The sequence below is a fragment of the Rohdeia mirabilis genome (assembly GCA_007750655.1).
Classification (GTDB): Bacteria; Planctomycetota; UBA1135; order UBA1135.
Genome location: CP036290.1, coordinates 2751922 through 2776962, shown reverse-complemented (window position 1 = coordinate 2776962; position 25041 = coordinate 2751922). Strand labels below are relative to the sequence as shown.

18 protein-coding genes and 1 tRNA gene are annotated in these 25041 nt (G+C 69.4%); 15 read left to right on the top strand and 4 right to left on the bottom strand.

The window, feature by feature from the left end:
- Window positions 1-241 precede the first annotated feature (241 nt).
- The 7 genes from Pla163_RS10345 (at window position 242) to Pla163_RS10315 (ending at window position 7524) form a co-directional block, all read left to right on the top strand.
- Window positions 242-583 (top strand): hypothetical protein, encoded by a 342-nt coding sequence (locus Pla163_RS10345; protein WP_145187542.1) that lies wholly within the window; start codon window positions 242-244, stop codon window positions 581-583.
- Window positions 584-828: 245 nt separating this feature from the next.
- Window positions 829-1818: an alcohol dehydrogenase catalytic domain-containing protein gene (locus tag Pla163_RS10340; RefSeq protein WP_145187539.1), complete on the top strand. Its 990-nt coding sequence runs from the start codon at window positions 829-831 to the stop codon at window positions 1816-1818.
- Complete coding sequence (locus Pla163_RS10335) at window positions 1815-3209, top strand: UTP--glucose-1-phosphate uridylyltransferase (RefSeq protein WP_145187536.1); 1395 nt, start codon at window positions 1815-1817, stop codon at window positions 3207-3209. Before Pla163_RS10340 ends, Pla163_RS10335 begins: the two co-directional genes overlap by 4 nt.
- A gap of 27 nt (window positions 3210-3236) precedes the next feature.
- Window positions 3237-4262, top strand: coding sequence for a D-alanine--D-alanine ligase (locus Pla163_RS10330; RefSeq protein ID WP_145187533.1), 1026 nt, complete (start codon window positions 3237-3239; stop codon window positions 4260-4262).
- Window positions 4263-4385: 123 nt separating this feature from the next.
- Window positions 4386-4471, top strand: a tRNA-Leu gene (locus tag Pla163_RS10325).
- A 5-nt stretch (window positions 4472-4476) separates the two neighbouring features.
- The gene (locus tag Pla163_RS10320) at window positions 4477-5244 is read left to right on the top strand and encodes a hypothetical protein (protein WP_145187530.1); all 768 of its coding nucleotides are present in this window, start codon (window positions 4477-4479) and stop codon (window positions 5242-5244) included.
- Window positions 5245-5253: 9 nt separating this feature from the next.
- On the top strand, window positions 5254-7524 hold the full coding sequence (locus tag Pla163_RS10315) for a multiheme c-type cytochrome (protein WP_145187527.1): 2271 nt from the start codon (window positions 5254-5256) through the stop codon (window positions 7522-7524).
- Window positions 7525-7576: 52 nt separating this feature from the next.
- On the opposite strand, the gene Pla163_RS10310 is transcribed toward Pla163_RS10315, so the two are convergent.
- A complete protein-coding gene (locus tag Pla163_RS10310) occupies window positions 7577-8233 on the bottom strand; it encodes a CvpA family protein (protein WP_145187524.1) in 657 nt (218 codons plus the stop codon).
- 74 nt (window positions 8234-8307) lie between these two features.
- Between Pla163_RS10310 and Pla163_RS10305 the strand changes: the two genes are divergently transcribed.
- Window positions 8308-10134 (top strand): hypothetical protein, encoded by a 1827-nt coding sequence (locus tag Pla163_RS10305; protein ID WP_145187521.1) that lies wholly within the window; start codon window positions 8308-8310, stop codon window positions 10132-10134.
- A gap of 63 nt (window positions 10135-10197) precedes the next feature.
- On the opposite strand, the gene Pla163_RS10300 is transcribed toward Pla163_RS10305, so the two are convergent.
- Window positions 10198-10899, bottom strand: coding sequence for a GyrI-like domain-containing protein (locus Pla163_RS10300; RefSeq protein WP_419185794.1), 702 nt, complete (start codon window positions 10897-10899; stop codon window positions 10198-10200).
- Window positions 10900-11825: 926 nt separating this feature from the next.
- On the opposite strand from Pla163_RS10300, the gene Pla163_RS18990 reads away from it, so the two are divergent.
- Window positions 11826-12149, top strand: a complete 324-nt coding sequence (locus Pla163_RS18990) for a hypothetical protein (protein ID WP_419185793.1) — start codon at window positions 11826-11828, stop codon at window positions 12147-12149.
- Between the two features lie 120 nt (window positions 12150-12269).
- Here Pla163_RS18990 and Pla163_RS10290 read toward each other — a convergent pair whose 3' ends face one another.
- Window positions 12270-12896, bottom strand: a complete 627-nt coding sequence (locus Pla163_RS10290) for a histidine phosphatase family protein (protein WP_145187515.1) — start codon at window positions 12894-12896, stop codon at window positions 12270-12272.
- Window positions 12897-13207: 311 nt separating this feature from the next.
- On the opposite strand from Pla163_RS10290, the gene Pla163_RS10285 reads away from it, so the two are divergent.
- The 6 genes from Pla163_RS10285 (at window position 13208) to Pla163_RS10260 (ending at window position 24530) form a co-directional block, all read left to right on the top strand.
- Window positions 13208-13876, top strand: coding sequence for a succinate dehydrogenase cytochrome b subunit (locus Pla163_RS10285; protein ID WP_145187512.1), 669 nt, complete (start codon window positions 13208-13210; stop codon window positions 13874-13876).
- A gap of 20 nt (window positions 13877-13896) precedes the next feature.
- Window positions 13897-15837 (top strand): fumarate reductase/succinate dehydrogenase flavoprotein subunit, encoded by a 1941-nt coding sequence (locus Pla163_RS10280; RefSeq protein ID WP_145187509.1) that lies wholly within the window; start codon window positions 13897-13899, stop codon window positions 15835-15837.
- Window positions 15838-15850: 13 nt separating this feature from the next.
- The gene (locus tag Pla163_RS10275) at window positions 15851-16627 is read left to right on the top strand and encodes a succinate dehydrogenase/fumarate reductase iron-sulfur subunit (RefSeq protein WP_145187506.1); all 777 of its coding nucleotides are present in this window, start codon (window positions 15851-15853) and stop codon (window positions 16625-16627) included.
- Between the two features lie 478 nt (window positions 16628-17105).
- On the top strand, window positions 17106-19286 hold the full coding sequence (locus Pla163_RS10270) for a HEAT repeat domain-containing protein (protein WP_145187503.1): 2181 nt from the start codon (window positions 17106-17108) through the stop codon (window positions 19284-19286).
- Between the two features lie 742 nt (window positions 19287-20028).
- Window positions 20029-21765, top strand: a complete 1737-nt coding sequence (locus Pla163_RS10265; protein WP_419185792.1) for a HEAT repeat domain-containing protein — start codon at window positions 20029-20031, stop codon at window positions 21763-21765.
- A 653-nt stretch (window positions 21766-22418) separates the two neighbouring features.
- Entirely contained in the window at window positions 22419-24530 is a 2112-nt protein-coding gene (locus tag Pla163_RS10260) for a hypothetical protein (protein WP_419185791.1), read from the top strand.
- Here the strand turns inward: Pla163_RS10260 and Pla163_RS10255 are convergent.
- Entirely contained in the window at window positions 24527-24961 is a 435-nt protein-coding gene (locus tag Pla163_RS10255; protein WP_145187493.1) for a hypothetical protein, read from the bottom strand. The genes Pla163_RS10260 and Pla163_RS10255 overlap by 4 nt on opposite strands.
- Between the last annotated feature and the right edge of the window lie 80 nt (window positions 24962-25041).

Below are 25041 nucleotides of genomic sequence, written 5' to 3'. Positions count from 1 at the left end.
CGGGCGCGCGGTACAATCGGGGGCGACGGTGCGCCCCGAGGCGCTCGCTCCGGGCGCTGCGACCGACGGGCACGAAGGCCTTCCGCGAGCCCGTTCTCTCGGCGGTCCGACCTGGTCCGTCGACCAAGTTGCCCGCACGCCAGCGCTGCTCCGACCGTCCTCACCGACCGTCCTCACCGACTCCCCGCCGGACACCTCTCCGACCGGCCACCACAGAACACAGCCACCGCGCTCCCCATCCATGAAGAGCCAGTTCGAACGGATCCTCCACGACTTCAAACGCGAGGCCTACAAGATCGAGCACGACAAGCAGAGTGTCGAGCAGATCGCGAAGGAGTGCACGGAGATCGCCGACGACGTCCTCAGCCAGAAGTACAACTACCACTTCCATCGGCTGCCGGACGCCAACCGCGCGGAGATCATCAACATGGTGAACAACTACACGCGCGAAGCGATCCTGCCGCCGGTGGTCGAGCGCATCGTTCGTCGCCAGGTCACGCTCGAACGCAAGATGAACGGCCTGGTCCAGCTGATCGAGAAGATGCTCGAGACGCTGTCGTCCGACTCGAAGACGCCGTCCTGAACAGCGTGTGAGAGAAGGCGCGACTCGCGACGGGTCGCGCTGCGGCGCGGGGACGGTGGTGCACGCGGCATCAGCGTCCCCGCGCGCGTTCCGCGCCCCGGCGCCGCGGAGTCGTCGGTGCGCGACTGGAGTCGGCAACAGCGCTTCATCGCCGCATCGCAGCAGCTGCCGCTAGGGCACCGACTCGTCCACGAACTGCCGCGGCCGCCCGTCCACGGCCGCCACCTCGAGCACCCCGAACCCGCGTGCACGCTCTCGTTCTCCAGCACGGCGCCCTGCGCTTTCGCTCCGATCATCCCGAGCCCAGCCCCCGCACGGGCGAGTCACTCGTCGCGGTGCACCGCGCCGGCGTGTGTGCGACCGACCTGGCGCTCGCGCGCGGCTACATGGGCTTTCGCGGCGTTCCGGGGCACGAGTTCGTCGGTGTCGCTCTCGACGGGCCACTGGTCGGCCGGCGGGTGGTGGGGGAGATCAACGCGGGCTGCGGGGTGTGCTCGCGATGCCTCGCCGGCGATCCGCGCCACTGCGAACGCCGCAGCGTGCTGGGGATCCTCGGTCGCGACGGAGCCTTCGCCGAGCGCCTGGCACTGCCAACGGTGAATCTGCTCGAAGTGCCCGACGCGGTCGCCGACGACGCGGCGCTGTTGACCGAACCGTTGGCCGCGGCGTTCGGGGTCGTCGAACGCCTCGGTGGCGTCCTTCCCGAACAGGCGTTGGTGATCGGCGACGGTCGCCTCGGCAGCCTGTGCGCGCTCGCCCTGTGCGACGCCGGCGCGAAGGTCGACGTCCTGGGGCGGCACTTCGAGCGCCAGGCGCTGTTCGACGGGGCGCGCACGCGACCCGGGCACGTTCCGCGCCACCTCGGGCGTCCGCTGGACGACGAGCCCCTGGGAGCGACGGACGCGCGCTACGGCCTGGTCGTCGAGGCCAGCGGCCGCTCCGACCTCCTCGCCGCAGCCGCCCGCCGCGTCGAACCGCGCGGCACCCTCGTGCTCAAGACCACGACGGAGCGCGCGGTCCCGATCGACACCGCGCCCTGGGTCGTCGACGAGATCGCGGTCGTCGGTTCGCGCTGCGGACGCTTCGCCCCGGCGCTCGAGGCCCTCGCCCGCGGACTCGTCCCGCACGAGCTCTTCATCGCCGAGCGCTACGCCTTGCGCGACGGGGAACGCGCGTTCGAACGGGCGGCTCGTGGTGGAGTGCTGAAGGTCGCGATCGACATACTTGGGCGATGAGCGCCTCGAACCTCTCCGATCGGCTCCGCGCAGCGGGTCAGGACCACCTCGTCGACCACCTCGCGTCCCTCGGGCCGGCCGAGCGAACCACGCTCGAGGAAGGGCTCGCGGACCTGGACCTCGAACTCGTGGGCGAGCTGCGCACGACGATCGCTGCTCCGGCGGCCGAGGGGGAGCGCCAGTTCGAGCCGCCGGAGGTCTTCCCGCTCGAACGCGACGCCGAAGAGGAGAAGCGCGCGGCATTGGCCCGTGAACGCGGAGCCCAGGCACTCGCCGCCGGGCGCGTGGGCTTCTGCCTCGTGGCCGGTGGACAGGCCTCGCGACTGGGCTACGACGGGCCCAAGGGCTGCTTCCCGATCGGTCCTGTGTCCGAGCGCACGCTGTTCGACTTCCACGCCGCGCGTATCCGTGCAGCGGCGCGCCGCCATGGGTTCCGACCGTCCTGGTACGTGATGACGTCGCCGGCCAACGACGGTCCGACGCGCGCGTTCTTCGCCGAGCACGACCACTTCGGACTCGCCCCCGACGACGTGTTCTTCTTCGCCCAGGAGATGCTGCCCGCGCTCGACCTCGAAGGCCGGATCCTCCTCAGCGCGGCGGACCGACCGTTCCTCGCGCCCAACGGACACGGCGGGACGCTCGACGGACTGCGCCGCTCCGGCGCCCTCGACCACGCCCGCGAGCGCGGTATCGAACAGCTCAGCTACTTCCAGGTGGACAACCCTCTGGCGCCGCCCGCGGATCCGCTGTTCGTCGGACTGCACCTCGCCGAAGGCGCGCAGATGTCGTCGAAGGTCGTCGACAAGCGCGGCCCCGGCGAGAAGGTCGGCGTCCTCGGATCGATCGACGGCGTCGTCGGGTGCATCGAGTACTCGGACCTCTCGCCCGAGCTGCGCGAGGCACGCGACGCGGCCGGACGACTGCGCTTTCGGGCCGGGAACATCGCGATGCACTGCATCGACGTCGCATTCGTCGAACGCCTCACCAACGGCCGCCTCGAGTTGCCCTGGCACCTGGCGCGCAAGCGCATGCAGGCCTTCGATCCGGCGCGCGGCGCAGAGGTCGAGGTCGACGGCGTGAAGTTCGAGACCTTCGTCTTCGACGCTCTCGGGGCGGCCGAGCGAACTCTGACGCTCGAGGTCGATCGCGCCGTCGAGTTCAGCCCCGTGAAGAATCGCGAGGGGGACGATTCGCCCGCGAGTTGCCAGGCGGACCTGGTCGCGCTGCACCGCTCGTGGTTGGCCAGCGTCGGACGTGACGCGAACGGTGTGTGCGAGATCGATCCGCTCGCGGCGGAGAGCGTCGACGAGCTGCGCGCACTGCCCAGCGACTGCTTCCACGCATCCCCTGCGGGACTGTTGGTGTCGCGTCCGGCGGACGCGCGTTCCTGACCGCGCGCGCGAGCGAGCCAAACCGCGATGACCGACTCCGATCCGATCGACTCGAGCCGCCCGCTCACCGTGGCGGTCCTGTGCGGAGGCCGGTCGACCGAGCGCGACGTCTCGCTCGACTCCGGCCGCTGCATCGCGAACGGACTCGAACAGTGCGCACCGGGTCGAGTCGCACGCGTCGCGTTGGTGGAGTGGCGCGCCGACGGCGAGTTCGAGCTGGACGGCGAACGGCTGGACGCGGGCGCGGCCCTCGCACGGCTCGCCACGTTCGACGCCTGCGTGCTGGCGCTCCACGGCGGCGCGGGCGAGGACGGCACGATCCAGGGCTGGTTCGAACTGGGCGGCGTGTCCTACACGGGATCGGGTGTCGCGGCGTCGGCGTTCGCGATGGACAAGCACGTCACGCGCCTCGTCGGACGATCCCTCGGGCTCGCGGTCGCACCGGGAGTGGCCTGCGGACGCGGCGACGATCTCGACGAAGCGCTCGAGCCGCTCCGCCAGCTTCGAGCGGCCGCCTACTTCGTCAAGGACCGGCGCGGCGGAAGTTCGATCGGAACCACGCGCGTCGAGTCGGCCGGGGCGCTGGTGGCGGCGGCGCGCGCGGCACTCGAGACGGTCGAGCAGCTCGTCGTCGAAGTGGGCGTGGTCGGCACCGAGGTCAGCTGCGCCGTGTTCGACGGAACGGGGCGCGCCGAGGCCTGGCCGGTCATCGAGGTGGTCCCCACGGGCGGGCTGTTCTTCGACTTCCAGCAGAAGTACGACGCCCAGGGCGCCAGCGAGTTCTGCCCGCCCCGCACGGTGGGGGAGGGCGCCCAGCGGATCGTCCAGGACCAGGCCGTGCGGCTCTTCCGGGCGCTCGGCTGCCGCGGCGTGGCGCGCGTGGACTTCGTCCTCCCCGCCAGCGACGAGAACGCCCCGGTCCTGCTCGAACTCAACACCCTGCCGGGGATGACGCCGCGATCGTTGGTGCCACTGGCCGCTGCGCAGGTCGGGCTGGACTATCCGGCCCTGTGCCTCGCGCTCGCACGCGCCGCGGCGCACCGGCCCAGTTGACGCCGCGGTTCGATTCCCCTGAGCCGCGCTCGTGCGCGACGCACTCGCGAGCAGTTCCCTCGCGCCCGCTCTCCTCGCCGCTTGATTCTGGCGCCGCTCGAACGCAGTCTGGTCCGTTCGGAGGCCAGGCTGGCGGAACGGTAGACGCGCTGGATTCAAAATCCGGTGCCCGCAAGGGCGTGAGGGTTCGATTCCCTCGCCTGGTACCAACTCCATGAACGGTCGGATGGAAGCCTTCGCGGCGCGCCTGATCGAGGACGCGGCCGGGGTCGTCGAGCGAGCGGAAGCGGAGCCGACCGCCGGGAACGGTCCGAGTCGATCCGAGTCGCTCGACGGCGCGAGTGATCCACCTTCCGTCGCCGAACTGGCGCGCGAGGCCGAGGAACTCGTCCAAGGCTTCGAGCCGACCGGCGCCATGTTCGGCGCGCGCTGGCGGAGGTTGCGCGGCGACCTGGCCGAGACCGGCGCATTGATCTGGATGGCGAGTTCTGCACTCGGAGTGCCGACGATCGGATGGCGCCACGAACGGCGTGCACTCGAGTACGTCGTTCGCGCCGTGTGTCTGCGCGGTTGGGGAAGCACGGGCCGCGAGCGGATGCGACCCGACGAAACGTGTTCGCCCCTGCTGCGGATCGACGGAGTCGCGCCCGCGCAGTTGCCCGACCTCGCCGCGGACGCCGCCCGTCCACGCGCGGAGACCCTCGCACTGGGCCTCGGGTTCTGGCTCGTCCGCCAGGCCGCGGTGGGCGCCCGAACGGTGGAGTTCCACAGCGCAGGTCGCGACCTCCTGGTGCGCTGCGACCGTGGGGGAGACCCGTGCGACGAGCTGTCGCGACCGCCGTTCGGTGCACAGGAGGGGGCAGCCGATCGAACTCGAGTGGGCCTGGAACGCCGCGCGAGCACGCGCAGTGGCGCTTGGATCCGTCTGAGCTGTGGACCGCGTCGCGACCACCCGGCCAACGGCGCCACCGACGCGTCGTAGACTGCGGCCATGGCGTCCGCTCGCACCCCCCGTGGCCTCACCAGTGGCCTGTCCTGCGTCCTACTCCTGCTCCTGACGGTCGTCACCGCACGGGCTCGTTCGGCCCAGGACTCGCGCTCCCCGGACGCCGACGTCTTCGAGACCCTGGGCCTCGAACGTTCTCCGAAGCCGGACCTCAAGCTGGTGTTCACCGGGTCGCTCGAGGGCTTCATCGAGCCCTGTGGATGCACGGCTGGCCGACTGGGTGGAATGGACCGTCTCGTCACGCACCTGCGCGAGTCCCGCTCCGCGGCACTGCGTTCGATCCACGTGGACACCGGGGACACGTTCCTGCACGCGGACGACCTCACCCCGGCGCTGCGTCGACAGCTGCCGCTCAAGGCGGACGCGATCATGGCCATGTTGGCCGACAGCGGCTGCGATGCGATCGCGCTCGGCGACTACGACATCGAGTTCGGGCTCGAGGAGCTGCGCGCACTCTCCGAGCGCTACTCGGTGCCGATCCTCTGCTCCAACGTGTTCGATCGCGAGGGCGAGCCGTACTTCAAGCGCGGACTGATCGTCGAGCGCGACGGCGTTCGCATCGGCATCTTCAGCCTGCTGGCCCAGAACCTGGTCCACCCGGATCTGCACGACGACACCGTGCTTCGTGTCGGAGAGCAGATCGCCGAAGCCGGACTCGTGTTGCGCCCGTGGCGGGAAGTGGCTCAGCGCGCCGCACGGGACCTGCGACCGCTCGTCGACGTGTTGGTCTGCGCGTCGCACCTCGGAGGCGAGGCGAACCTCGAGCTCGCCGAGCTGTGCCCCGAGATCGATGTGGTCTGCGGACCGCACTTCGCGGGCCGCGAAGCTCCGCACGACGTGGTGGGCAACACGCTCGTGAGCCACGTCAGCCTCAAGGGCGCACGCACCACGGAGTTCGATCTGTGGTTCGGCGGCGTCCCGCCCGGACCCGACGCACGGGTCGCTCGTGGTGCGACCGACGCGTCCGACCGCATCGTGAGCGAGTTCACCCTGGAGGTCAGCGCCACGGCCCTGCGCAGTCTCGTCGGACGCGAGGCGGTCCTCGGCCCCAACGAACACGCGCGGCTGAAAGCGTTCAATCGCGGCTTCGTGCAGACGTCGAAGGATTGGCTCGAGAGCGCAGGCGACTTCCCCGACGGCCGCGTGTTCGCCGTCTCCAAACCCTCGATGCATCGCAACCTCGTGCGCGACGAGATGGCACTCGACCGCATCGACGGCTACCACGCGCAGGTCGAGGAGTTCTGGTCGTCGCAACGTCCCAAGGGCTCCCACACAGGCGACGTGTTCGCCGACCCCGCGAGCTGTGCGTCGTGCCACCCGGACCAGTACGAGTTCTGGAAGACCACGCGCCACGCGCGCGCCTACTCGACCCTCGCGATCACGCAGCAGCAGTTCGACGCCGAGTGCTTCGCGTGCCACACGGTCGGTTTCGGCGAGGAAGGCGGATTCGATCGACCGCACGAAGCCGCCGGCTACGAGAACGTCCAGTGTGCCGCGTGCCACGGGCCGGGCGCCGCACACATGGCCGGTGGGGCGAGCTACCTGAACGAGAAGCTGCTCACGAAGGTCGGTAGTACCTGTGTCGAGTGCCACAACAAGCAGCACGATCCCGAGTTCTTCAGCTGGGTCGAGGACATCGATGCGAACCGCGGAGCCATCGAGGCCAAGGTCCTCAAGATCGCCTGCCCGAGCCTGCCGCCGCCCGGAGCCGGAACGCCCGAGTTCAAGCAGTCCCTGACCGATGCGGCGTTCGCGCTCGCGTCGCGCAAGAACGTCGACTGGCCTCTGCTCGTTCGGCTCTATCACAGCGCCGGTCGTGTCGAGGAGGCGATCGCTTGCGCACGTGCTTGGTGCGACACCAAGGAAGCGACGGGTGCGTCCGAACGGTTGCTCGGCTTGCTCCTCGTGGACGACGGCCGCAACGTCGAAGCGGTCCCGGCGCTGCGCAAGGCGCTGGAGGTACTCGGGAGCGATCCCGAGGTGCACTTCTCGCTCGCGCGCGCTCTGCTCACCGACGATCCGCAGGCGGCGCTGGTCCAAGCGCGTGAGGCCTACTCGATCGCGCCGGAACGTCCGCCGCACGCCGAAGCCGTCGTGCGCGCGCTCGACTTCACGGGAGATCGCGCCGGTGCGGTGGCGTTCCTCGACATGCACGTGGCACGCTTCACGGACCAGCGCGCACTGTTCCAACCCCTGCGCGACGAACTCACGGCCCCGCCGGTCGAGGAAGTGGGGGACGAGGGGCAGGACGGCTGACCGTCGACGAAGTGGACCGCCTGCCGGAGACGGCTTCCGCCGTCGGTCCGAACTAGCGCACGCCGCCCGGGGACGTCGTCGGCGGCACGATCGGTTGAGTTTCGAGCGGAGCCGTTCCCTTGGTGGACGCCCCGTTCGAGAACACACCGCCGGGGACCAAGCGCTGTTGCACGGCGTCGCTGCGTTCCTTCGCGAAGAGGAACGGCATCTCGACTCCGACGACCGCCACCAGGCGCTCGGAGATGGAGCCCTCCAGGTGGTCCGCGATGAAGGCGTCGCTGCCGATCTGCACGAGCCCGGCCAGAACGGCGGCGTGGAGCACGAGACCGGTCAGGGCGCCTGCCACGGCACCGCCGACGCGGTCCATCATTCCCAGCTGCATCGCGTCCAGGAGCTTCTTGCCCGTCCGTCCGATCGCCGCGAAGACCGCGACCGTGACGAGGAAGAGGCCGAGCCACACGATGCCGTGGAGGACGCGCTCGTCGAGTTCGCCGAGCCGTCCCGCGAGCATGCCGTAGACGCTGGCCTCCAGGCTGCGCGCGACCAGGACCGCCGCCGCCAGTCCGACGAGTCGCAGCAGCTGCCACCACAGTCCGCGCCACAGGCCGAGGAGCAGGAACAGGCCCAGAAGGCCCAGCCCGATCATGTCGATCGTCATCAGGAAGCTGCCGGCCGCTTCCGACGTGGCCGTTTCGGTGACCTGTTGCATGGACGTGCCAGGCTACCCGGCCGCGGGGCCGTGGTGCCACTGTCCGCGCCCGGGCGAGTCGCGGGGGAGGTTCGGTGGGGGACCGCGACGCTCGACGATTCGCTAGACTGTGCGGCTCGCCACCGGCGGACAGAACCTTGAGAGACCCCATCCAACGCGCTCTGACGAGCCTGCTCGCATCCTTGGTCGAACGCCCCGAGATCGCCGCCGAGTACGAAGCCTCGCTGGCGGACTTCGCGCCGGGACGGACTCTTCCGACGACCGAGCCGGCATGGCTCCGTCACCTCGAGTCGTTCCTGCTCGAGCGGCCGTCGGACGCTTTCGACGGCGAAGTCCCCGTTCTCGCTCTGCGCGCGGATCTCGAGTCGGGCGGCGATCTGTCGGACGTCGATGCGGACGCCTTGGATCTCGTGTCGGACAGCCGAGCGGGGATGTTCGTGGTGCGGGAAGTGCGGCCGGGCGAGGGCTTCTGGCTGAAGGACCTCCTGGGCCTGGGGGAACTGCCGGTTCTCGAGAGGCGCGCCTCGGCGGAACTGACTCCGGGTGATCTCGTCGTCGGCCGCGCGTACGCCGACGGGGACGGTGCATTCGTGCTGTCGCCCGCGGCCGAGGTGTTCAGTCGCGAGGGCCTGGTCGAAGCGCTGCGCCTCGATGCCGAGCAAGCACGGGCGGGACGTCGCGGAACGATGCGCATCACCCAGCGTGAACTCGAACGCATGTTCTTCGAACCCGGTGCGCGCTTCGAAGATCCCAGCGCCGCGGCCGGTGCGCCCGACCTCGCGGAACTCGAGGCCAGCGCTCCGATCGTCGAGGTCGAGAGTGCCCAGGTGATCGGGGCGCGTATCGACGCACAGCTGCGCAAGTCCGGTTGGGACGACGAGGATCGCGCGGCGCTGGTCGAGGTCATGACCTCCGCTGCGATCGAGCCGGTGAAGCCCGACGTGGCGAACGCGGCGATCGCGCGCGCGCTCGAGCTGGTCGCTTTCGAGAGCGACATCGACCTCGGTCCGTTGCGTATCGACTTCGCAGCGTGGTGGGCGGCACTCAAGCTCGAGGCCGTGCGCACCGCGAAGCAGTTGCGCGAGGACGGCGCGGCCGCTGGTCGGGCGAAGTTGGCGGCGGGCTTCGAGCGGGCTTCGGCGCCGGCCGACGAGTCGTCGACCGGCGGGGGACTCTCGGCCCAGGAAGCACTCGCCGCCTTCGACCGCGGCCGAGCCGAGGGTCGGGACGTCGAGGCGCTCTTTCGCCAACTCGAGGCGGATCTCGGGCTCGAAGCGGACGACGAGGAGGACGACCCCGGCGACGCGCCCGACTTCCCCGGCGTGGTCGGTGCGATGGTCGAGGAGTACCTCTGGGACGGTGAACGGCAGGCGGCGGACAGCTCTGCGGAACAGGCCGAGTTCCTCCGCGCGTTCGCGGCGCTGCACACCGAGATCGGGCTGTTCGACGCGCTCGAGGCCCAACACCTGATCGACTTCGCCGCACGCGCGGCGATCGAGAACGAGTTGTGCGCGACGGATCACGAGCGTCGTGCACGCGCTCTGCTCGACGCACTCGAGCGCTTCGCGCGCTGGGCGGACGCCGAACACGAGCTCGAACTCTGGATCGAGTTCGAAGAGGCCCACGCCACCCTGGTCGAGGACCTGGCGCGCGCGGCCGCGGTCAGTCGCAAGTTGGCGCGGCCCGTCGGTCTCGACTGGTCGGCCGAGAACTGGGCTCGCGTCGAGGCCGAAGGGCGCGAAGCGGTGCGCGGCAACGAACGTTTCGAGCTCCTACTGTCGGCGAAGATCGACGACCGCGAGCTCGGTCCGCGCGAAGGCGACTGGGTCGTCGGTCGCGCGAAGAACGGGCGCTTCGAGGCGGCTGCGGTCCTGCCGCGCGCCGCGAGTCGTCTGCGCTGAGCCACGGGCGGGTCGGCACGCGTCGGTCGCGGCGCCGTTGCGGTCGGCGTCGCTCGACCGATCCTAGAGCGGACGCCAGGGCATCTGGATCTCGGTGACCAGCTCGTCGAACGAACGCACGGACGTAGGATCGACCAGGTAGATCTCGCGGATCGGGCCGTCGAGGACCCAGCCGCGTTCGCGCATCACGCTGAACATCGACGGGTAGGCCAGGGACACCGAGTCGTACGCGCCGGCGACGCGTGCGTAGATGACTTGATCACTGGGCAGGATCGCGTAGCCGAGCGGTGCCGAGAACGGCGTCCCCGGTGCGACGGGGACCGCCAACCGCGAGCGCAGGTCGGACGCCGCCGTCCGGGTCGGGTCGTCGTAGAAGAGCGCGAACGGTGCACCCTCGGCGCGGATCCCCTGGGCCTCGAGGTGCTGCGCGAGCTCCGGCATGAAGCGACCCGTCTGTTCGTACGGGCCGAGCAGCTCGAGGAACACGTAGGCCTGGTCGAGGCGTTCCTTCCATTCGGTCTCGACGCTCGAGTACGGCGGCCGAGCCACGCCGACATCGCTGCGGACGTCGATCGACTCGGACCTGTACGCGGACCGACTCGGGTCGCCGGCGCTCGAGCCGACCGGGAACGCGCACGACGCGAGCATCACGAGGACCAGGCCGAGACCGACTTGGCGAGGACGCCGCCGCGGTGCTGCATCCGACTCGGTGATCGACGACGGGGCGAGCGCGCGGAGCGACGGGATGCGATGGCGTGCCTTCATGCCGCCTAGGATCGGGTCCACGGCGACCGGGATGGACCGCGAACCCGCGGCCGGGCTGTGCGCGGGTCCAACCCTGGGAGGGCGGCGGCTCGAACGCGTGCTCGTCCGTGGAGGTCCAGGCACGCTGGGTGGGTCGGGTGCGCAGCCCGATCCGGGCCCGAGCATCGCTCCTTGGTGTGTCTGATAATGTACGTTATGTTTGGAGCGGATCGGGCTCCTAGGGGCCTCTGGGCGCGATCTCGGTGCGCTCCGTGATCGGCCGTCGCCTCCTGCGGACGTCCGGTCCTCGGTCTCTCGACAGGTCCCGGCCGACCGGTCCGTCAGCCTTCGAGCGCCCGACCGCGCCGTGATCGCCACCCGTCACCCGAGCTGGTTCCAACCCTCTCGCCACTCACGCGCGGCCGTCCGGCTCGACTCGAGCGGGCGACGTTCGACGCGTCGCATCGGAACGGTTCGAACGAGACTCGAGCGCGCTCCTCGTCGTTCGCGTGGCGCTGGACCGGGCCCGACCGATGGGCTGTTCGCCACTCGACCGCTTCGCCGACCGGACCTGGACGAGTCGCCTCGAACCGGCTGCCCGATCGGCATGTCGACGGGCGTCTGGTCAGGATCTTTGGGCTCGCGAGTCGGCGTTTCGAGCTGACGGTGTCGGAGCCTCGGGCTCCGGACTCGAGCGGCGTCCATCGGCGGGCGTGGCTCGCGCTGGTGACGCGCTCCAGCGAGCCCGCCGTTCCTTGGGTCGCCGTCCCCGGATCCGGTGCGCCGCGCCGATCTCGAGGCGCGTCGTGGGTCCGTCCGGTGGCCGGCCGAGCCCGACGACGCCCGTGGTATCGTCCCTGCGAACCGACCTTCGCGGCGCGCCCCCACGCATCCCCTCCTCGGATCGCGTTTCTAGGAAGTCGCATTTTGATAGGGAGCCCAAGCCCGTGTCCGATGGATCCAAGAAGGCGTGTTTCTACAACGCCGATCGCCCCTGCGACCTGACGTGCAAGGCAGCGTTCGAAGTGGACGATCCGGTCGACAACGTCGACTGCTACTTCATCTGGCTCTCGTACCACGCGGGCGAAGCGCTCTACGAAGTGCGTCGCTTGCTCGAAGGTTTCCGCGGTGGCATGCCGGACTTCGGGAGCGGCGGCCCGTTCGGTCCCGGCGGTCCGTCGGGCGGGCCTGGATCGCACGGCTCCGGCCCTCCTGGACCTGGCGGTTTCCCCAGCGGCGGGCCGAAGCCACCGAAGCCCTCGGACAACTAGTCGACAGGACCGCGAGCGGCGAAGTTCGCTCCGTCGTTGCTCGATCCAGCGACCGCTGGGCGGCGGCCGGGCCGTCGGCCTGCGCCGGATGGCCTCGTGCCGCGCCCGTCCAACGAACCCTCAGGGGGCCAGCGGGCCGTCCAGGTCGAGCCCGAGGAGTCGCGATGGCCGCCCGTCGCGCCACTCGATGGCGTGGATCGAAGCTGTGCGCATGCGTAGGTCCTCGGCGCGCGACAGCGGGAGTCCGAGCGCTTCGCAGAGCAGGACGCGAACCACCCAGCCGTGCGCCGTGACGGCGAGCGTGCGATCGACGTCCGGGCGAATCGACTCCTGGAGCGCCGCTCGAACGCGTTCGGCCAGGTCGGCCAGGGACTCGCCGTTGGTAGGGCGCTCGCGGTCGGGCGCCGCCAGCCAGCGTTCGTGAGCGCCCGGGTCCCGGGACTCGAGTTCGTCGAACGTGAGTCCGGCCCAGTCGCCGCGATCCAGTTCGACCAGTCCCACGTGGTCCCGCGGCTCGAGCCCTCGAGGCTCGGCCAGGAGCTGGGCCGTGAACTGCGCCCTCGAGAGCGTCGACGTGAGCACGCCGTCCAGCGGCAGGCCCGCGAGACACGCCGCGCTCGCGAACGCCTCGCGGCGGCCGAACTCGGAGAGCTCGACCTCGAGTCCGCCGTAGATGCGACCGCGCCAGGCCGGGTCGACCTCGCCGTGTCGGATCAGGTAGAGCCGGGTCGTCGCGTCGGTGCTCATCGTGGCGCAGTCTAGGCACCAGTGGCCGGGGCCCGGGTGGGGCGTTCGGGGCGTGCCCCGCACTTGGCGCGGTCGGTGCGGCCACGACGATCTCGGCGGGGGGGCTCCCCCACCGAGATCTCGCGTGGGGATGTTCGGGGGGCGGCTCCGTTGGAACCCGCACCCGCGCTCACTACAGTCGTGGCTCGAAGGCTGGTCGAGGTCCGACCGAACACCCACGAACGGGTGCTCGCCTCGCACGGCTGCGAACACCACGCGCTCCCCCACGCGGTCCCCCGACGCAGTCCCCCACCACGGCGTTCCGAAGCCCCATGTTCACCTGGATCGGTCAGTTCCTGTCCTCATCGATCGGCAAGAAGACCACGATGGCCCTCACTGGGCTCCTGCTGGTCGGCTTCCTGATCGCTCACCTCGCCGGCAACCTGCTGCTGTACAAGGACCCCGAAGCGTTCGAGGCCTACGCGCGCAAGCTGCACGACCTGGGACCGTTCCTCTACGTGCTCGAGCTGGGGCTCCTGGCTCTGTTCGTGGGACACATCGCCTTCGCGGTGCGGACGATCGTCGAGAACCGCAAGGCGCGCCACAGCAAGTACGCGGTCCAGGCCGATCGCGGTGGAAAGACACTCGCCTCGGCGACCATGCCGCTCACCGGCACGATCGTGCTGCTCTTCCTGTTCTGGCACTTGATCGACTTCCGTTTCGACGGTGGCTTCAAGGGCCTCTTCGCCGACGGTGCGTCGGGAGCGGGAGCCGCCGACGTGGTGTGGAACACCTTGGGCGGCACGGCGCACATGGCGGTCTATCTGCTCGGGATCGCCGCCCTGACGCTGCACCTCTCCCACGCCATCCAGAGCGCGTTCCAGACCCTCGGTCTGCGCCACCCGAAGTGGACGCCCCTCATCGAACGGGGTGGTGTCGCGCTCGCGGTGCTCCTCGGACTCGGCTTCGCTTCCATTCCTTTCGCTGCCGCGATTCGCTGACCGCCGACGCGCACACGACCATGAACGACACGAAGACGACCGCATCGCCGCGGCTGGACTCCAAGGCTCCCGGTGGGCCGATCGCGGAGCGCTGGGACAAACACCGTTTCGACCTCAAGCTCGTCGCTCCGGCGAATCGGCGGCGCTTCAAGGTGCTCGTCGTCGGTACCGGACTGGCGGGGGCCTCCGCCTCCGCGTCGCTGGCCGAGCTCGGCTACGACGTCACCGCGCTGTGCATCCACGGCTCACCTCGCCGTGCGCACTCGATCGCTGCACAAGGCGGTATCAACGCGGCGAAGAACTACCAGAACGACGGGGACAGCGTGTACCGCCTGTTCTACGACACGGTCAAGGGCGGGGACTTCCGTGCGCGCGAGTCCAACGTTCACCGCTTGGCCCAGGTGTCGGTGAACATCATCGATCAGTGCGTGGCCCAGGGCGTGCCGTTCGCCCGCGACTACGGCGGCATGCTCGACAACCGTTCGTTCGGTGGCGCCCAGGTCAGCCGCACGTTCTACGCTCGCGGACAGACGGGCCAACAGCTCCTGCTCGGCGCCTACAGCGCCATGATGCGTCAGGTGCAGGCCGGACGTCTGCGCGTCATGCCCGAGCGCGAACTGCTCGACGTGGTCAAGGTGGACGGCATCGCGCGGGGCGCGATGGTTCGCAATCTGCGGACCGGCGAGCTCGAACGCTTCGCGGCCGACGCCGTGCTGTTGTGCACGGGGGGCTACGGCAACGTCTTCTACCTTTCCACGAACGCCAAGAAGTCGAACGTCACGGCATCGTGGCGAGCGACGAAGCGCGGGGCGTTCTTCGCCAATCCGTGCTTCACCCAGATCCACCCCACGTGCATCCCCGTCTCCGGTGACTACCAGAGCAAACTCACGCTGATGAGCGAGAGTCTGCGCAACGACGGTCGCGTCTGGGTTCCGAAGGCCGCGGGCGACAAGCGTCCCGCGAACCAGATCCCCGAGGACGAGCGCGACTACTACCTCGAGCGGCGCTACCCGAGCTTCGGCAACCTGGTTCCCCGCGACGTGGCGTCGCGCGCCGCGAAGGAGCGTTGCGACGCGGGCTTCGGTGTCGGCCCGACCGGGGTCGCGGTGTACCTCGACTTCCTCGACGCGATCGCTCGTCACGGGCGCGCGACGATCGAGGCGAAGTACGGGAACCTCTTCCAGATGTACGAGCGCATCACCGGTGACGATCCGTACACCAAGCCGATGCGCATCTACCCCGCCGTCCACTACACGATGGGTGGCCTGTGGGTGGACTACAACCTCGAGACGACCGTGCCCGGCCTCTTCGCGCTGGGCGAGGCCAACTTCTCCGATCACGGTGCGAACCGTCTCGGTGCCAGTGCTCTGATGCAGGGGCTGGCGGACGGCTATTTCGTGATCCCGTACACCATTGCAGGGCACCTGGCCGGCCGCAGCCTGCAACCCGTCAGCACCAGCCACGAGGCGTTCGACGCCGCCGAGGCCGACGTCCGCGCGAGCGTGGACAGGCTGATGGGCATTCGCGGCAGCCGCCCCGCCGACAGCTTCCACCGCGAACTCGGAAAGGTCATGTGGGACCAGGTCGGCATGTCGCGGACGAAGGCTGGGCTCGAGGACGCGCTCGTGCGGATTCGAGGCATTCGCGAGGCGTTCTGGGGCGACCTCATGATTCCCGGGGACGCGCGCGACCTGAACATGGAACTCGAGACCGCCGGCCGCGTCGCCGACTTCCTGGAGTTCGCCGAGCTGTTCGCGAACGACGCGCTCACGCGCGAGGAGTCCTGCGGTGGGCACTTCCGCGAGGAGCACCAGACTGCCGAGGGCGAGGCCAAACGGGACGACGAGAACTTCTGTCACGCGTCGGCCTGGGAGTACAACGGCGCGAACAAGCCGTTCACCGAGCACCGCGAGCCGCTCGAGTTCGAGTACGTGCACCTCACCCAGCGCAGCTACAAGTAATCGGAGCAGAACGATGAGTGCCAACGAACACGACGAGACGATCGACCTCACTCTGAAGGTCTGGCGTCAGCGCAGCGGCGGAGCGCCGGGGCAGTTCGAAACCCACGAGATGAAGGGAGTCTCCGTCCACAGCTCGTTCCTCGAGATGATGGATGTCCTCAACGCGACGCTCGTTCGAGCCGGCAAGGAGCCCGTGGTGTTCGACCACGACTGTCGCGAGGGCATCTGCGGGAGCTGCAGCATGGTGATCAACGGACAGGCGCACGGCGCCGAGCCCGAGACCGCCACGTGCCAGCTGCACATGCGCAAGTTCCGGTCGGGTGAGACGGTCTTCGTCGAGCCCTGGCGCGCCGACTCCTTCCCCGTGATCCGGGACCTGATGGTGGACCGCTCGGCGTTCGATCGCGTCATGTCCGCGGGCGGGTACGTCTCGGCGAACACCGGCTCGCCGCCCGACGCCAACGCGACTCCGATCTCGCGCGAGGACTCGGACCAGGCCATGGACGCGGCTGCGTGCATCGGCTGCGGGGCGTGTGTCGCTGCCTGTCCGAACTCGTCCGCCATGCTCTTCGTCGGTGCCAAGGTCTCGCACCTCGCTCGCCTGCCCCAGGGACAGCCCGAGCGCGAGCGCCGAGTCGTTGCCATGGTCCAGGCCATGGACAGCGAGGGGTTCGGCAACTGCACGAACCACTACGAGTGCTCGAAGGCCTGCCCGAAGGGAATCGGGGTGGACGTGATCGCTCAGCTCAACCGCGACTACATCAAGGCGACGGTCGTTCGCTCGAACTGACGGATCGCTCGGCCGGGACCGGTGCCCTGGGTGGGGTGGGGCCGCTGCTACGCAGGGGCCTCTGCTGCGCGATGGTGGGGTGCCCCACTGGGTGGGCTCCCCCACCGGCGACCACTCCCCCGCCGGCGCGATCGGCGCGCAACGCGGCCGTGCCGGGCGGCGCTGCGGTGAACCCGGTCACGAATGCGTAACGGCGGCTGATGCAGGGCCTACGGACTTCCCCAGGGAGGACGTGGCGAGGCACTCCTGAGGCCTGTGGGCCCTGGGGAGAAGGCTGCGTCGTCGATCTGGCCCCTCAGGCACATCTCTTGCACACTGGCCGTGTCCGGGAGGACCGATCAGCGGCCTGCGCCACGCGCGGACCCGCCGTTCGGGTTCCCCAGCCACGAATCTGAAGAAGAATCGAACCCGCGAACCGGCTCGCAACTCGACGCACGAACGTCGATCGGTGGACCGGCCGCTCCCATCCGAAGCTCACATGCAGAAGTTCATCCTCGGCGCGCTCACACTGTCCACCGTCGCGTGGATCGGTAGCGATGCTTTCGCCCACGGCGGCACCTACCGCGGTCCTGGTGACACGGTTCCGCCTGGAGCCGGCAACCCTCCCGCTGGCGGTGGTCCGACGACGCCGAGCTCGCCCCAGGGGCCGGCTCCCGAGGCGCCGCAGGGACCGACGACGCCGCCGCCCACCGGTGGTCCGCCGTTGCCCGGCGCGCCCCCCGGTGGTGGCAAGGGCCCGACGACCGGCACGGACCAGGTCGACACCAGTGCCGACCTGACGCTCTGGTCGTTCTGGTGGGAGTTCAACAAGGAGCCTTACATCAACCTGAAGGCCGCCATCCACACGGCCGCGCCCGCCACCGGTTCGAGCGACTTCTTCCTCGGCGACGGGGAGCAGTCCGAAGCGAAGGACACGCTCAAGCCTTCGTCCGATCAGATTCGGGGCACGATCGTGCCCGCGCTCCTACGCGCGCTCGAGACCGAGACGAACAACGACATCGTGACGGGCTGCCTGATCGCGCTTGCGAAGATCGGTGACCTCCCCGGTGAGGATGGTCGCTCGGAGTTCAGCGAGGTGATCGCGAGCTTCCTCAAGGACCCGAACCAGGAGATCAGCGAGACCGCTGCGCTCTCGTTGGGCATCCTCGCGAACTCGTCGAAGAACAACCTCGACCGCCTCGTCGGCCTGATGACCGACAACAAGGTTGGACGCGAAGCGCTCGGTGACACCGAGAGTGGCGCGCCCCTGCGCACGCGCACGTTCGCAGCCTACGGCCTGGGCCTGGTCGGATACCGGGCCGAGTCCGATCCGCAGACCGACGTCCGCGGCTCGATCGTGCAGCACTTCGCCGACGCACTGATGCCCGCGGAGCGCGAAGCCACCCAGGACCTGGCGGCCGCGATCGTCATCTCGATGGGGCTGGTTCCGCTCGAGCCGTCCGGCAACATCGAGGAGCTCACGGCCAAGGTGGACCCGAACGAGCCTGGCACCATCGACACGCTGGAGAAGCAGATCGCGCTCCTGTCCACGGTCTTCGACGACCTGCGACTGGACCGCTACATGCGTGCCCACGTGCCGACCGCTCTGGCGCGCATGTTGCAGTCGCTCGAGGACCGCAGTGACCTCGTCGAGCACCGCCGTGCGATCAAGAAGCACGTGGCCGAACTCCTGCTCGTGCCCCTCGATCCCCGCAAGGGTGGCAAGTACGAGGAAGAGGTCCAGCAGAGCTGTTCCCTCGCGCTCGGACTCGTCGGTGACTCGGACGAGGACGACTTGGACGAGGAGATCCGCAAGGTCCTGACCTCCGCCTACAAGAACCAGCAGCGTCAGGCGAAGAACTTCGCGCTCATCGCCCTCGCGAAGATCGGTGCCCGCAAGGGTGAAGAGGTCGACGAGGATGGCGCTCCGGTCGCTGCCGACGATCGCTTCGAAGTCGGTCGTGCCGAGGTCGTCAAGCACCTTCTGGCACGACTCAAGAGTGGCCGTTCGGGTGAAGAGCACTACGCGGGCCTCGGCATCGGGGTCATGAACTGGATGCTCAGCAATGCGAACGAGAAGGTGGATACGCCGTCGATCGTGACGCTGCACGGCGCGCTGGCCGACTCGAAGGCTGCCGAGGACATCGGTGCCTTCTCGGTCGCCTCGGCGCTCGCTGGTGATCCCAGTGCCAAGGAAGCCCTGCAGCGCCTGTTGACCAAGACGAAGGAGCCCGTCGCGCGCGGCTACGTGACCCTCGCCCTCGGAATGCTTCGCATCAACGAGTCGCAGGACATCATCAAGACGATCGTCGAGCAGTCCGAGTACCAGCCGGACCTCCTGAAGCAGGCGGCGATCGCACTTGGTCTCTTGGGTGACAAGAACACCGTTCCGCAGCTGATCGACATGCTGCGCGGTGCCAAGTCGCTGGCGACCCAGGCGTCGCTCGCGTCGGCCCTCGGCTTCATCGGCGACCGTCGCTCGGTGGATCCGCTGGTAGAGATGCTCGAGGACAAGACCATGACCGAGACGGCTCGCGGGTTCGCGGCCGTGGCGCTCGGCATCGTCGCGGACAAGGAGCCCCTGCCCTGGAACTCGAAGATCGCGGTGGACCTCAACTACCGTGCGTCGCTCGAGACCCTCAACACCCAGGACGGGAAGGGCGTGCTCAACATCCTGTGACGGCGAGCCCGCGAGAGCGGGTGGCATCGGCGCATCGACAACGATGCGTCAAGCATCGAGCGGGGCGACGATCGAACTTCGATCGTCGCCCCGCTCGCACAGGGTCCGTCGTTCCTTCGGCGTGCCAGTCCTGTCCCCTCGTTCGGTTGGTCGAAGAGCGGAGTGAACCTACGCGAGACACCTTGGTCGACGTCGGGCGCGTGGACCTCGATCGAGGCTCATCGTGTCTCGATCCTCGCGCGAGGCACGACAGTTGCCGAAGGGGGAGCACGTTGCGGATCCCCCATCCGAGTCACTCTCGATGCCGCTTCTCGACCTCCCCCGTCCTGCTTTCGTCGCTGTCGCCTTCCTCGGTCTCTCGACCTTCCTCTGTCCGCGTGCATCCGCCCACGGCGGCATCTATCGCGGACCCGGCGACACCGTTCCTCCGGGCGCCGGCTCGCCTCCGTCGTCAGCACCGCCTGTCACAGGTGGCCGACCCGACGGGCCTGCACCCGAAGCACCCACCGGGCCGACCACTCCGCCTGGAGCCGGTGCTCCGTTCCTTCCCGGTTCGCCCGGTGGCGACAAGGGGCCGAGCACTCCCGACGGATACGTCGACACGAACAGCGATCCCACGGCGTGGTCGTTCTGGTGGGAGTTCAACAAGGACCCGTTCCTCGAACTCAAGGCAGCTGTCCATCGAGCGAACTCGACTGGCGAAGGAGACGGTCACTTTCTGGGCGATCCCGCGGGCCCTTCTGTGCCCGCCAGCCTGGCGCCGACGACGGAGCAGATCCGCGGCGAGATCGTCCCAGCTCTCCTCGCGGCTCTCGAGGGCGAGTCCGACAACGACATCGTCACGGCGGTGTTGATCGCGCTCGCCAAGATCGGAGATCCACCGCAGGGTGGTGACGCGATCGCATTCGGACCGATCCTTGCCCGTCACCTCGACTCCCCCAGCCAGGAGGTCGGCGAAACGGCAGCTCTCGCGCTGGGCATACTCGGTAGCACGGAGCGCGCGAACGTCGATCGATTGCTCGCGCTGTTGAACGACTCCGAAGAGGGGCGGCGACTGACGGGCAACCCACAGCAAGGCGTTTCGCTGCGCACTCGAACGTTCGCCGCCTATGGTCTCGGACTCGTGGGGCGGCGCGCGGTGGACGCCTCGCACGATCTGGCCCGCGACACGATCGCGAAGGCTCTGGCGGGGGCGCTCCTACCCGCTGCCCGCGAGGCGACGCAGGACCTTGCGGCAGCCATCGTGATCTCGATCGGGCTCGTTCCCCTGCCGTCGAGCGGCGACCCTAGCGTCCTGGAGCGTCCAGTCGACCTTGTAGATCCTGGCGCGATCGATTCTCTCGAGGCCCAGATCGCACTCCTGTCGTCCGTGCTCGAAGACGGGAACGCGGACCGCTACATGCGCGCGCACGTGCCGACGGCGCTGGGTCGACTGGTGCGATCGTGCGACGGAGAGTTCCAGCGCACGCTGGAGGCCCATGTGGCCGAACGCCTGTTGAAGCCGATCGACCCGAAGGCCGGAAGAGGCACTCCTGAGGAGGTACAGCAGAGCTGTGCGCTCGCACTGGGGCTGATCGGCGATGCGGACGGTGACGCACTGGATCGCAGGATTCGAGCCGCATTGATGACGGCCCACCGAGACCACCAGCGCCAGACGAAGGACTTTGCACTCATCGCCTTGGCGAAGATCGCCGCGCGAGAGGGCGAGCTTGTGAGCGAGGACGGCGAAGTCTTGGATCCCGCGCAACGCTCTGCTGCTCGAAACGACGTGGCCGAGTTCCTGACGCAGCGTCTGCTCAAGGGGCGCTCCGGCGAGCAGCACTACGCCGGGCTTGCATTGGGCGTGCTCCACGAGCGACTTCGCGAGCGTGGAGAGCGTCCCATCGTCGCCTCACTCGTCGCGCTGCACGACGAGCTCGCTGCGGCGGACGGCGCGGACGACATCGGAGCTTTCGCGGTGGCAACTGGTCTCGCCGGCTCGATCGACTCCAAGAAGGAACTCGAGCACAAGCTGGTGACGACGCGAACGCCGGCCGCGCGCGGCTACGTGGCACTGTCGCTGGGAATGCTCGGGTCGACGACGTCCAGCGAGCTGATCCAGGCGTTGGTCGAGCGCTCCGAGTACGAGCCCGAGCTTCTGAAGCAGGCGGCGATCGCGCTCGGACTCTTGGGCGACAAGCGCACGGTCGAGCTCCTCTCCAGGATGCTCGCCGACGCGCGCTCGCTCTCGACGCAGGCGGCGCTCGCGACTGCTCTCGGAATCATCGGGGACCGTCGCAGCGTCGAAACGTTGGTGAAGATGCTTCAGGACGAGACACTGACGGGCACGGCGCGCGCATTTGCGGCCGCCGCTCTCGGCCTCGTGGCCGACAAGGAGCCGATGCCTTGGAACTCGAAGATCGGCGTCGACCTCAACTACCGAGCTTCGGTCGAGACGCTGAACTCGACGGACGGCAAGGGTGTACTCAACATCCTCTGAAGGCTGCACCCCACGTGCCGTTGGGGGCAGTCGCAGCACGGGATCGGAACACGATCACCGATGCTTCGTGAGCACAGCGCCAAGGACGCTCGTCGAGCGTGAACGGCACGGTCGTTGCTCCGCTGGGACTGGACCAACCGTGTAGCCGAGTGGCTGCCGGAGCCACCTCCTCTACCTGGGATCCGCGAGGAGGCGGAGGTTCGGGGGCGTCGCACTCATTGGGTGCGGCGCCCACTTCTCGTCTCCTTCGGGATCGTGGTGGGCATCCCAGCGAAGATGGCGATTCCACCGGACTCGACTCGCACTTCAGCTGGGGGGCGTCGCGTCGAATCGGGGTCGGGCGCTCCAGGTCGGACCCGCGGCCCCTGGGCCGCGACGCTGCTCTCCCAAGAGCCTCCGGGGAGTCCGATGCGCGCCTGCTCCTCTCCCCCCCCCCGGCACCGGGAGCCCAGCGCGGCGCACGGGGCGACACGATGGCACGCGCCCCCCCTGGCGGCAGCTCGCGGGGAGCAGACCCGAGCCAAAGGTCGAGCGGCTTCGCACGCCCCGGGTCCGGTCGAACGGCATCCAGGGCCTTGTGGAGGGGTTCGGGGAGCCAACTCCTGGGGAACGGTTCTTGCGGTGGAGCCCCGCCGCGAACGTTCGCGGTTCCCATGACGACGCCCACAATCCTGCGTGCCTTCCTGCGTCCCACGAGCACGGCGGTGGTGCTCACGCTCCTCGCCCTGCCCGGAATCGCCCAGTGCGATCCCCCGCCGGTCACCCCGCCGTCGGGGCCGGTCTCACGGCCGGTGACTCCGGGCTCGTCCGGGACTCCGACGGAGCCGGCTCCGGCCTTCGCTCCGGAGGTGGACGGTGGTTCGATGGATGGCAGCAGCGGTCCGACGACCGGAGGCGCTCTCGACGCGTTGGACGAGTTGGCGCGCCTGAGCCAGGGGGGGCTGGACCTGGGGCTCGATCTGAGCAGGGACGGATTCGCGAACTGGGAGATGTGGTGGGATCTGAATCACCTCGAACTGATCGGGATCGATGCGCGCGGAACGCTGCGCCCCGTCACGGGCACGGCCGACTTCTTCCTCGGCGAGGGCGAATCGAGCGCCTCGTCGCCGCTGGCCGTGGACAGCGTCGCGGTGGCGGACGAGTCCTGGTTCCGAAGTCGCTGGATCCCGCAGTTGCTGCAGCTGCTCGAGGCCGACGCCGTTCCGCTCCTCGAGGGCGAGTTGCTCGTCGCCGCGGGGCGCGTCCATCCCTACGGAACGGCTGATCAACGCGAACGGTTGGACGAGGCACTCGCTCGGGGTCTCGGGTCGTCGTCCCTCGACGTTCAGCGTTCCGCGGTCCTGGCCTGTGGCTTGACCGGAGCTCCCTCCTGGGCCCCCACACTGGCGTCGTTGCTCCACGACGACTCGAGTGGTCGTCGCCTCATCGGCGGTGGTTCCGTTGCCACCGAACTGCGCGCCGACGCCGCTTTCGCATTGGGGGACCTCGGTCTGCGGTGCGAGCGCGAGGACGTTCGGCGCTACGTCGTCCACTCCCTGGACATGGCGATCGAGGGCGACGATGGGCGTCGTGAGGACATGGCGGTCGCAGCCGTACTCGCGCTGTCCGTCGTGCCCCTCGAACGCGTCGGTGTTCGCGATCCGGGCGGGCGCCCCGAACCCGCGAGCGCGTCGAGGCTCGCGACGTTGCGACGCCTCCTCCAGGTGTTCCAGGAGGCTAAGGACTCGCGCTTGCGCGTCCATGTTCCCGCAGCGCTCGGACGCGTCCTGGCCGGCTTGCCGCACGACGAGTTCGATGCTGCGCGCGGACAGGTGATCGAAGCTTTGCTGAAGGGGCTCGACTCGCGCCGGTCCGAACGGGCGGAGCTCTCCTCGGCGATCGCCACGTGTCTGGGCCTGGCCGGGCGCCCGACCGAGTCCGCGTTGGACGGCTCGGTCCTCGACGCGCTCGACGCCCTGGCTCGCGACGCGCGCGCTGGTACCCGCCACGCTGCTCTGTTGGCGTTGGGCCGGATCGCAGGTGCTCCCGGAAGCCTCGCGTGCTCGATCGATGTCGGAGAGCGGCTGACGCGCTCCGCTCGGCGCGGCGACATCCACGAGAAGGGGTGGTCGCTGCTGGCGCTCGGGCTCGCTGGGCGGGATCTCGGCGCACGTGGTGTCGCGCTGCCCGAGGAATGGAGCGCGACTCTGCTCGACGCGGTCGACGATTCGCGCCAAACCTCGGTCTTCTCCGCAGCGGCTCTCGCGTGTGGCATTGTCGAGCTCGCGGAGGCGAGCCGCCCGGTGCTCGAAGGCTTCGAGCGGCTCCCGTTCGACGCCAGTCGGACGCGCGTCGCCATGGCACTCGGAATGCTGCGTGTCCACGACGCTACACCCCTGCTGGACGCGTGGAGCGAGACCCGAACGACGGACCCGGCCGCGGCCTATGGCGCGGCACTCGCGCGTGAGTTGATGGGCGATGCGCCCGCACTCAGCGCTCTCCTGTCCTCCGACCCGTCCGAGGTCTCCTCCTCGGCGGCCGCAGCGGCCGCGCGCGCGTTGGGCGAGATCGATACACCGGCCGCCCGCGACGCTCTGCTCGCGTGGGTGGCGGACTCGGACCGAGCGGCTCTCACGCGCGCCGCCGCCGTCCGTGCGCTCGGCCGCATCGCTGCGCCGGCGACCTCCAGTGCATCACTGCTGGCCGGAGTCGTGTGCTTCGAAGCGGCGCCCTCGACGTTGTTGGACGGTCGAGGACGCGGAGCACTCGAGCGCCTGGATCTCTAGGACCTGCGTCGCAGCACCAAGGCTCCGCCCAGTACCAGGGCGAGGAGCCCAGTGACCGAGATCGCGCGCGCGCGGACGATCGCTTCGTTCGAGCGGTCCCGCGTGGATCCGAGTGCCGCGGCCAGATCGGCGAAGCGTGCTGCGGCAGCGCGCCAGTCCGGATCGTCGCCGGAAATCGCGGCCAACTGATCCGTCCAGGCCATGGCGGCGTCGGCGTCGCCGAGTCCCAGCGCGGCATTGCTCCCCCACCACAGGAGTTCGCGCCGCTCGGTGTCGTCCGCAGTCGGTAGACCACGAGAGGCAGCCTGCGTCGTTCCCACGAGATCGCCCGCGGCGAAGTGCGCGCGCGCTGCGAGCAGTGCCTGCGCGGGATCGGTCGGTCGGTCGATCAGTTCGAGAGTTCGCGCTGGGCGGTTCTCCTCCAAGGCCACGACCGCGTCGTTCCACCACGATGGCCGAGCGGGCATCGTCGACTCCTGACCCTCGGGACAAGAGGCACGTGGGGAGGTGC

What these genes read in the sequence shown, in the direction of transcription:
- Pla163_RS10335 (WP_145187536.1), top strand. Translation starts at nt 1,815, where the DNA reads ATGAGCGCCTCGAACCTCTCCGATCGGCTCCGCGCAGCGGGTCAGGAC.
- Pla163_RS10270 (WP_145187503.1), top strand. Translation starts at nt 17,106, where the DNA reads ATGCAGAAGTTCATCCTCGGCGCGCTCACACTGTCCACCGTCGCGTGG.
- Pla163_RS10345 (WP_145187542.1), top strand. Translation starts at nt 242, where the DNA reads ATGAAGAGCCAGTTCGAACGGATCCTCCACGACTTCAAACGCGAGGCC.
- Pla163_RS10285 (WP_145187512.1), top strand. Translation starts at nt 13,208, where the DNA reads ATGTTCACCTGGATCGGTCAGTTCCTGTCCTCATCGATCGGCAAGAAG.
- Pla163_RS10315 (WP_145187527.1), top strand. Translation starts at nt 5,254, where the DNA reads ATGGCGTCCGCTCGCACCCCCCGTGGCCTCACCAGTGGCCTGTCCTGC.
- Pla163_RS10290 (WP_145187515.1), bottom strand. Translation starts at nt 12,896, where the DNA reads ATGAGCACCGACGCGACGACCCGGCTCTACCTGATCCGACACGGCGAG.
- Pla163_RS10300 (WP_419185794.1), bottom strand. Translation starts at nt 10,899, where the DNA reads ATGAAGGCACGCCATCGCATCCCGTCGCTCCGCGCGCTCGCCCCGTCG.
- Pla163_RS10275 (WP_145187506.1), top strand. Translation starts at nt 15,851, where the DNA reads ATGAGTGCCAACGAACACGACGAGACGATCGACCTCACTCTGAAGGTC.
- Pla163_RS10310 (WP_145187524.1), bottom strand. Translation starts at nt 8,233, where the DNA reads ATGCAACAGGTCACCGAAACGGCCACGTCGGAAGCGGCCGGCAGCTTC.
- Pla163_RS10320 (WP_145187530.1), top strand. Translation starts at nt 4,477, where the DNA reads ATGAACGGTCGGATGGAAGCCTTCGCGGCGCGCCTGATCGAGGACGCG.
- Pla163_RS10280 (WP_145187509.1), top strand. Translation starts at nt 13,897, where the DNA reads ATGAACGACACGAAGACGACCGCATCGCCGCGGCTGGACTCCAAGGCT.
- Pla163_RS10260 (WP_419185791.1), top strand. Translation starts at nt 22,419, where the DNA reads ATGACGACGCCCACAATCCTGCGTGCCTTCCTGCGTCCCACGAGCACG.
- Pla163_RS10330 (WP_145187533.1), top strand. Translation starts at nt 3,237, where the DNA reads ATGACCGACTCCGATCCGATCGACTCGAGCCGCCCGCTCACCGTGGCG.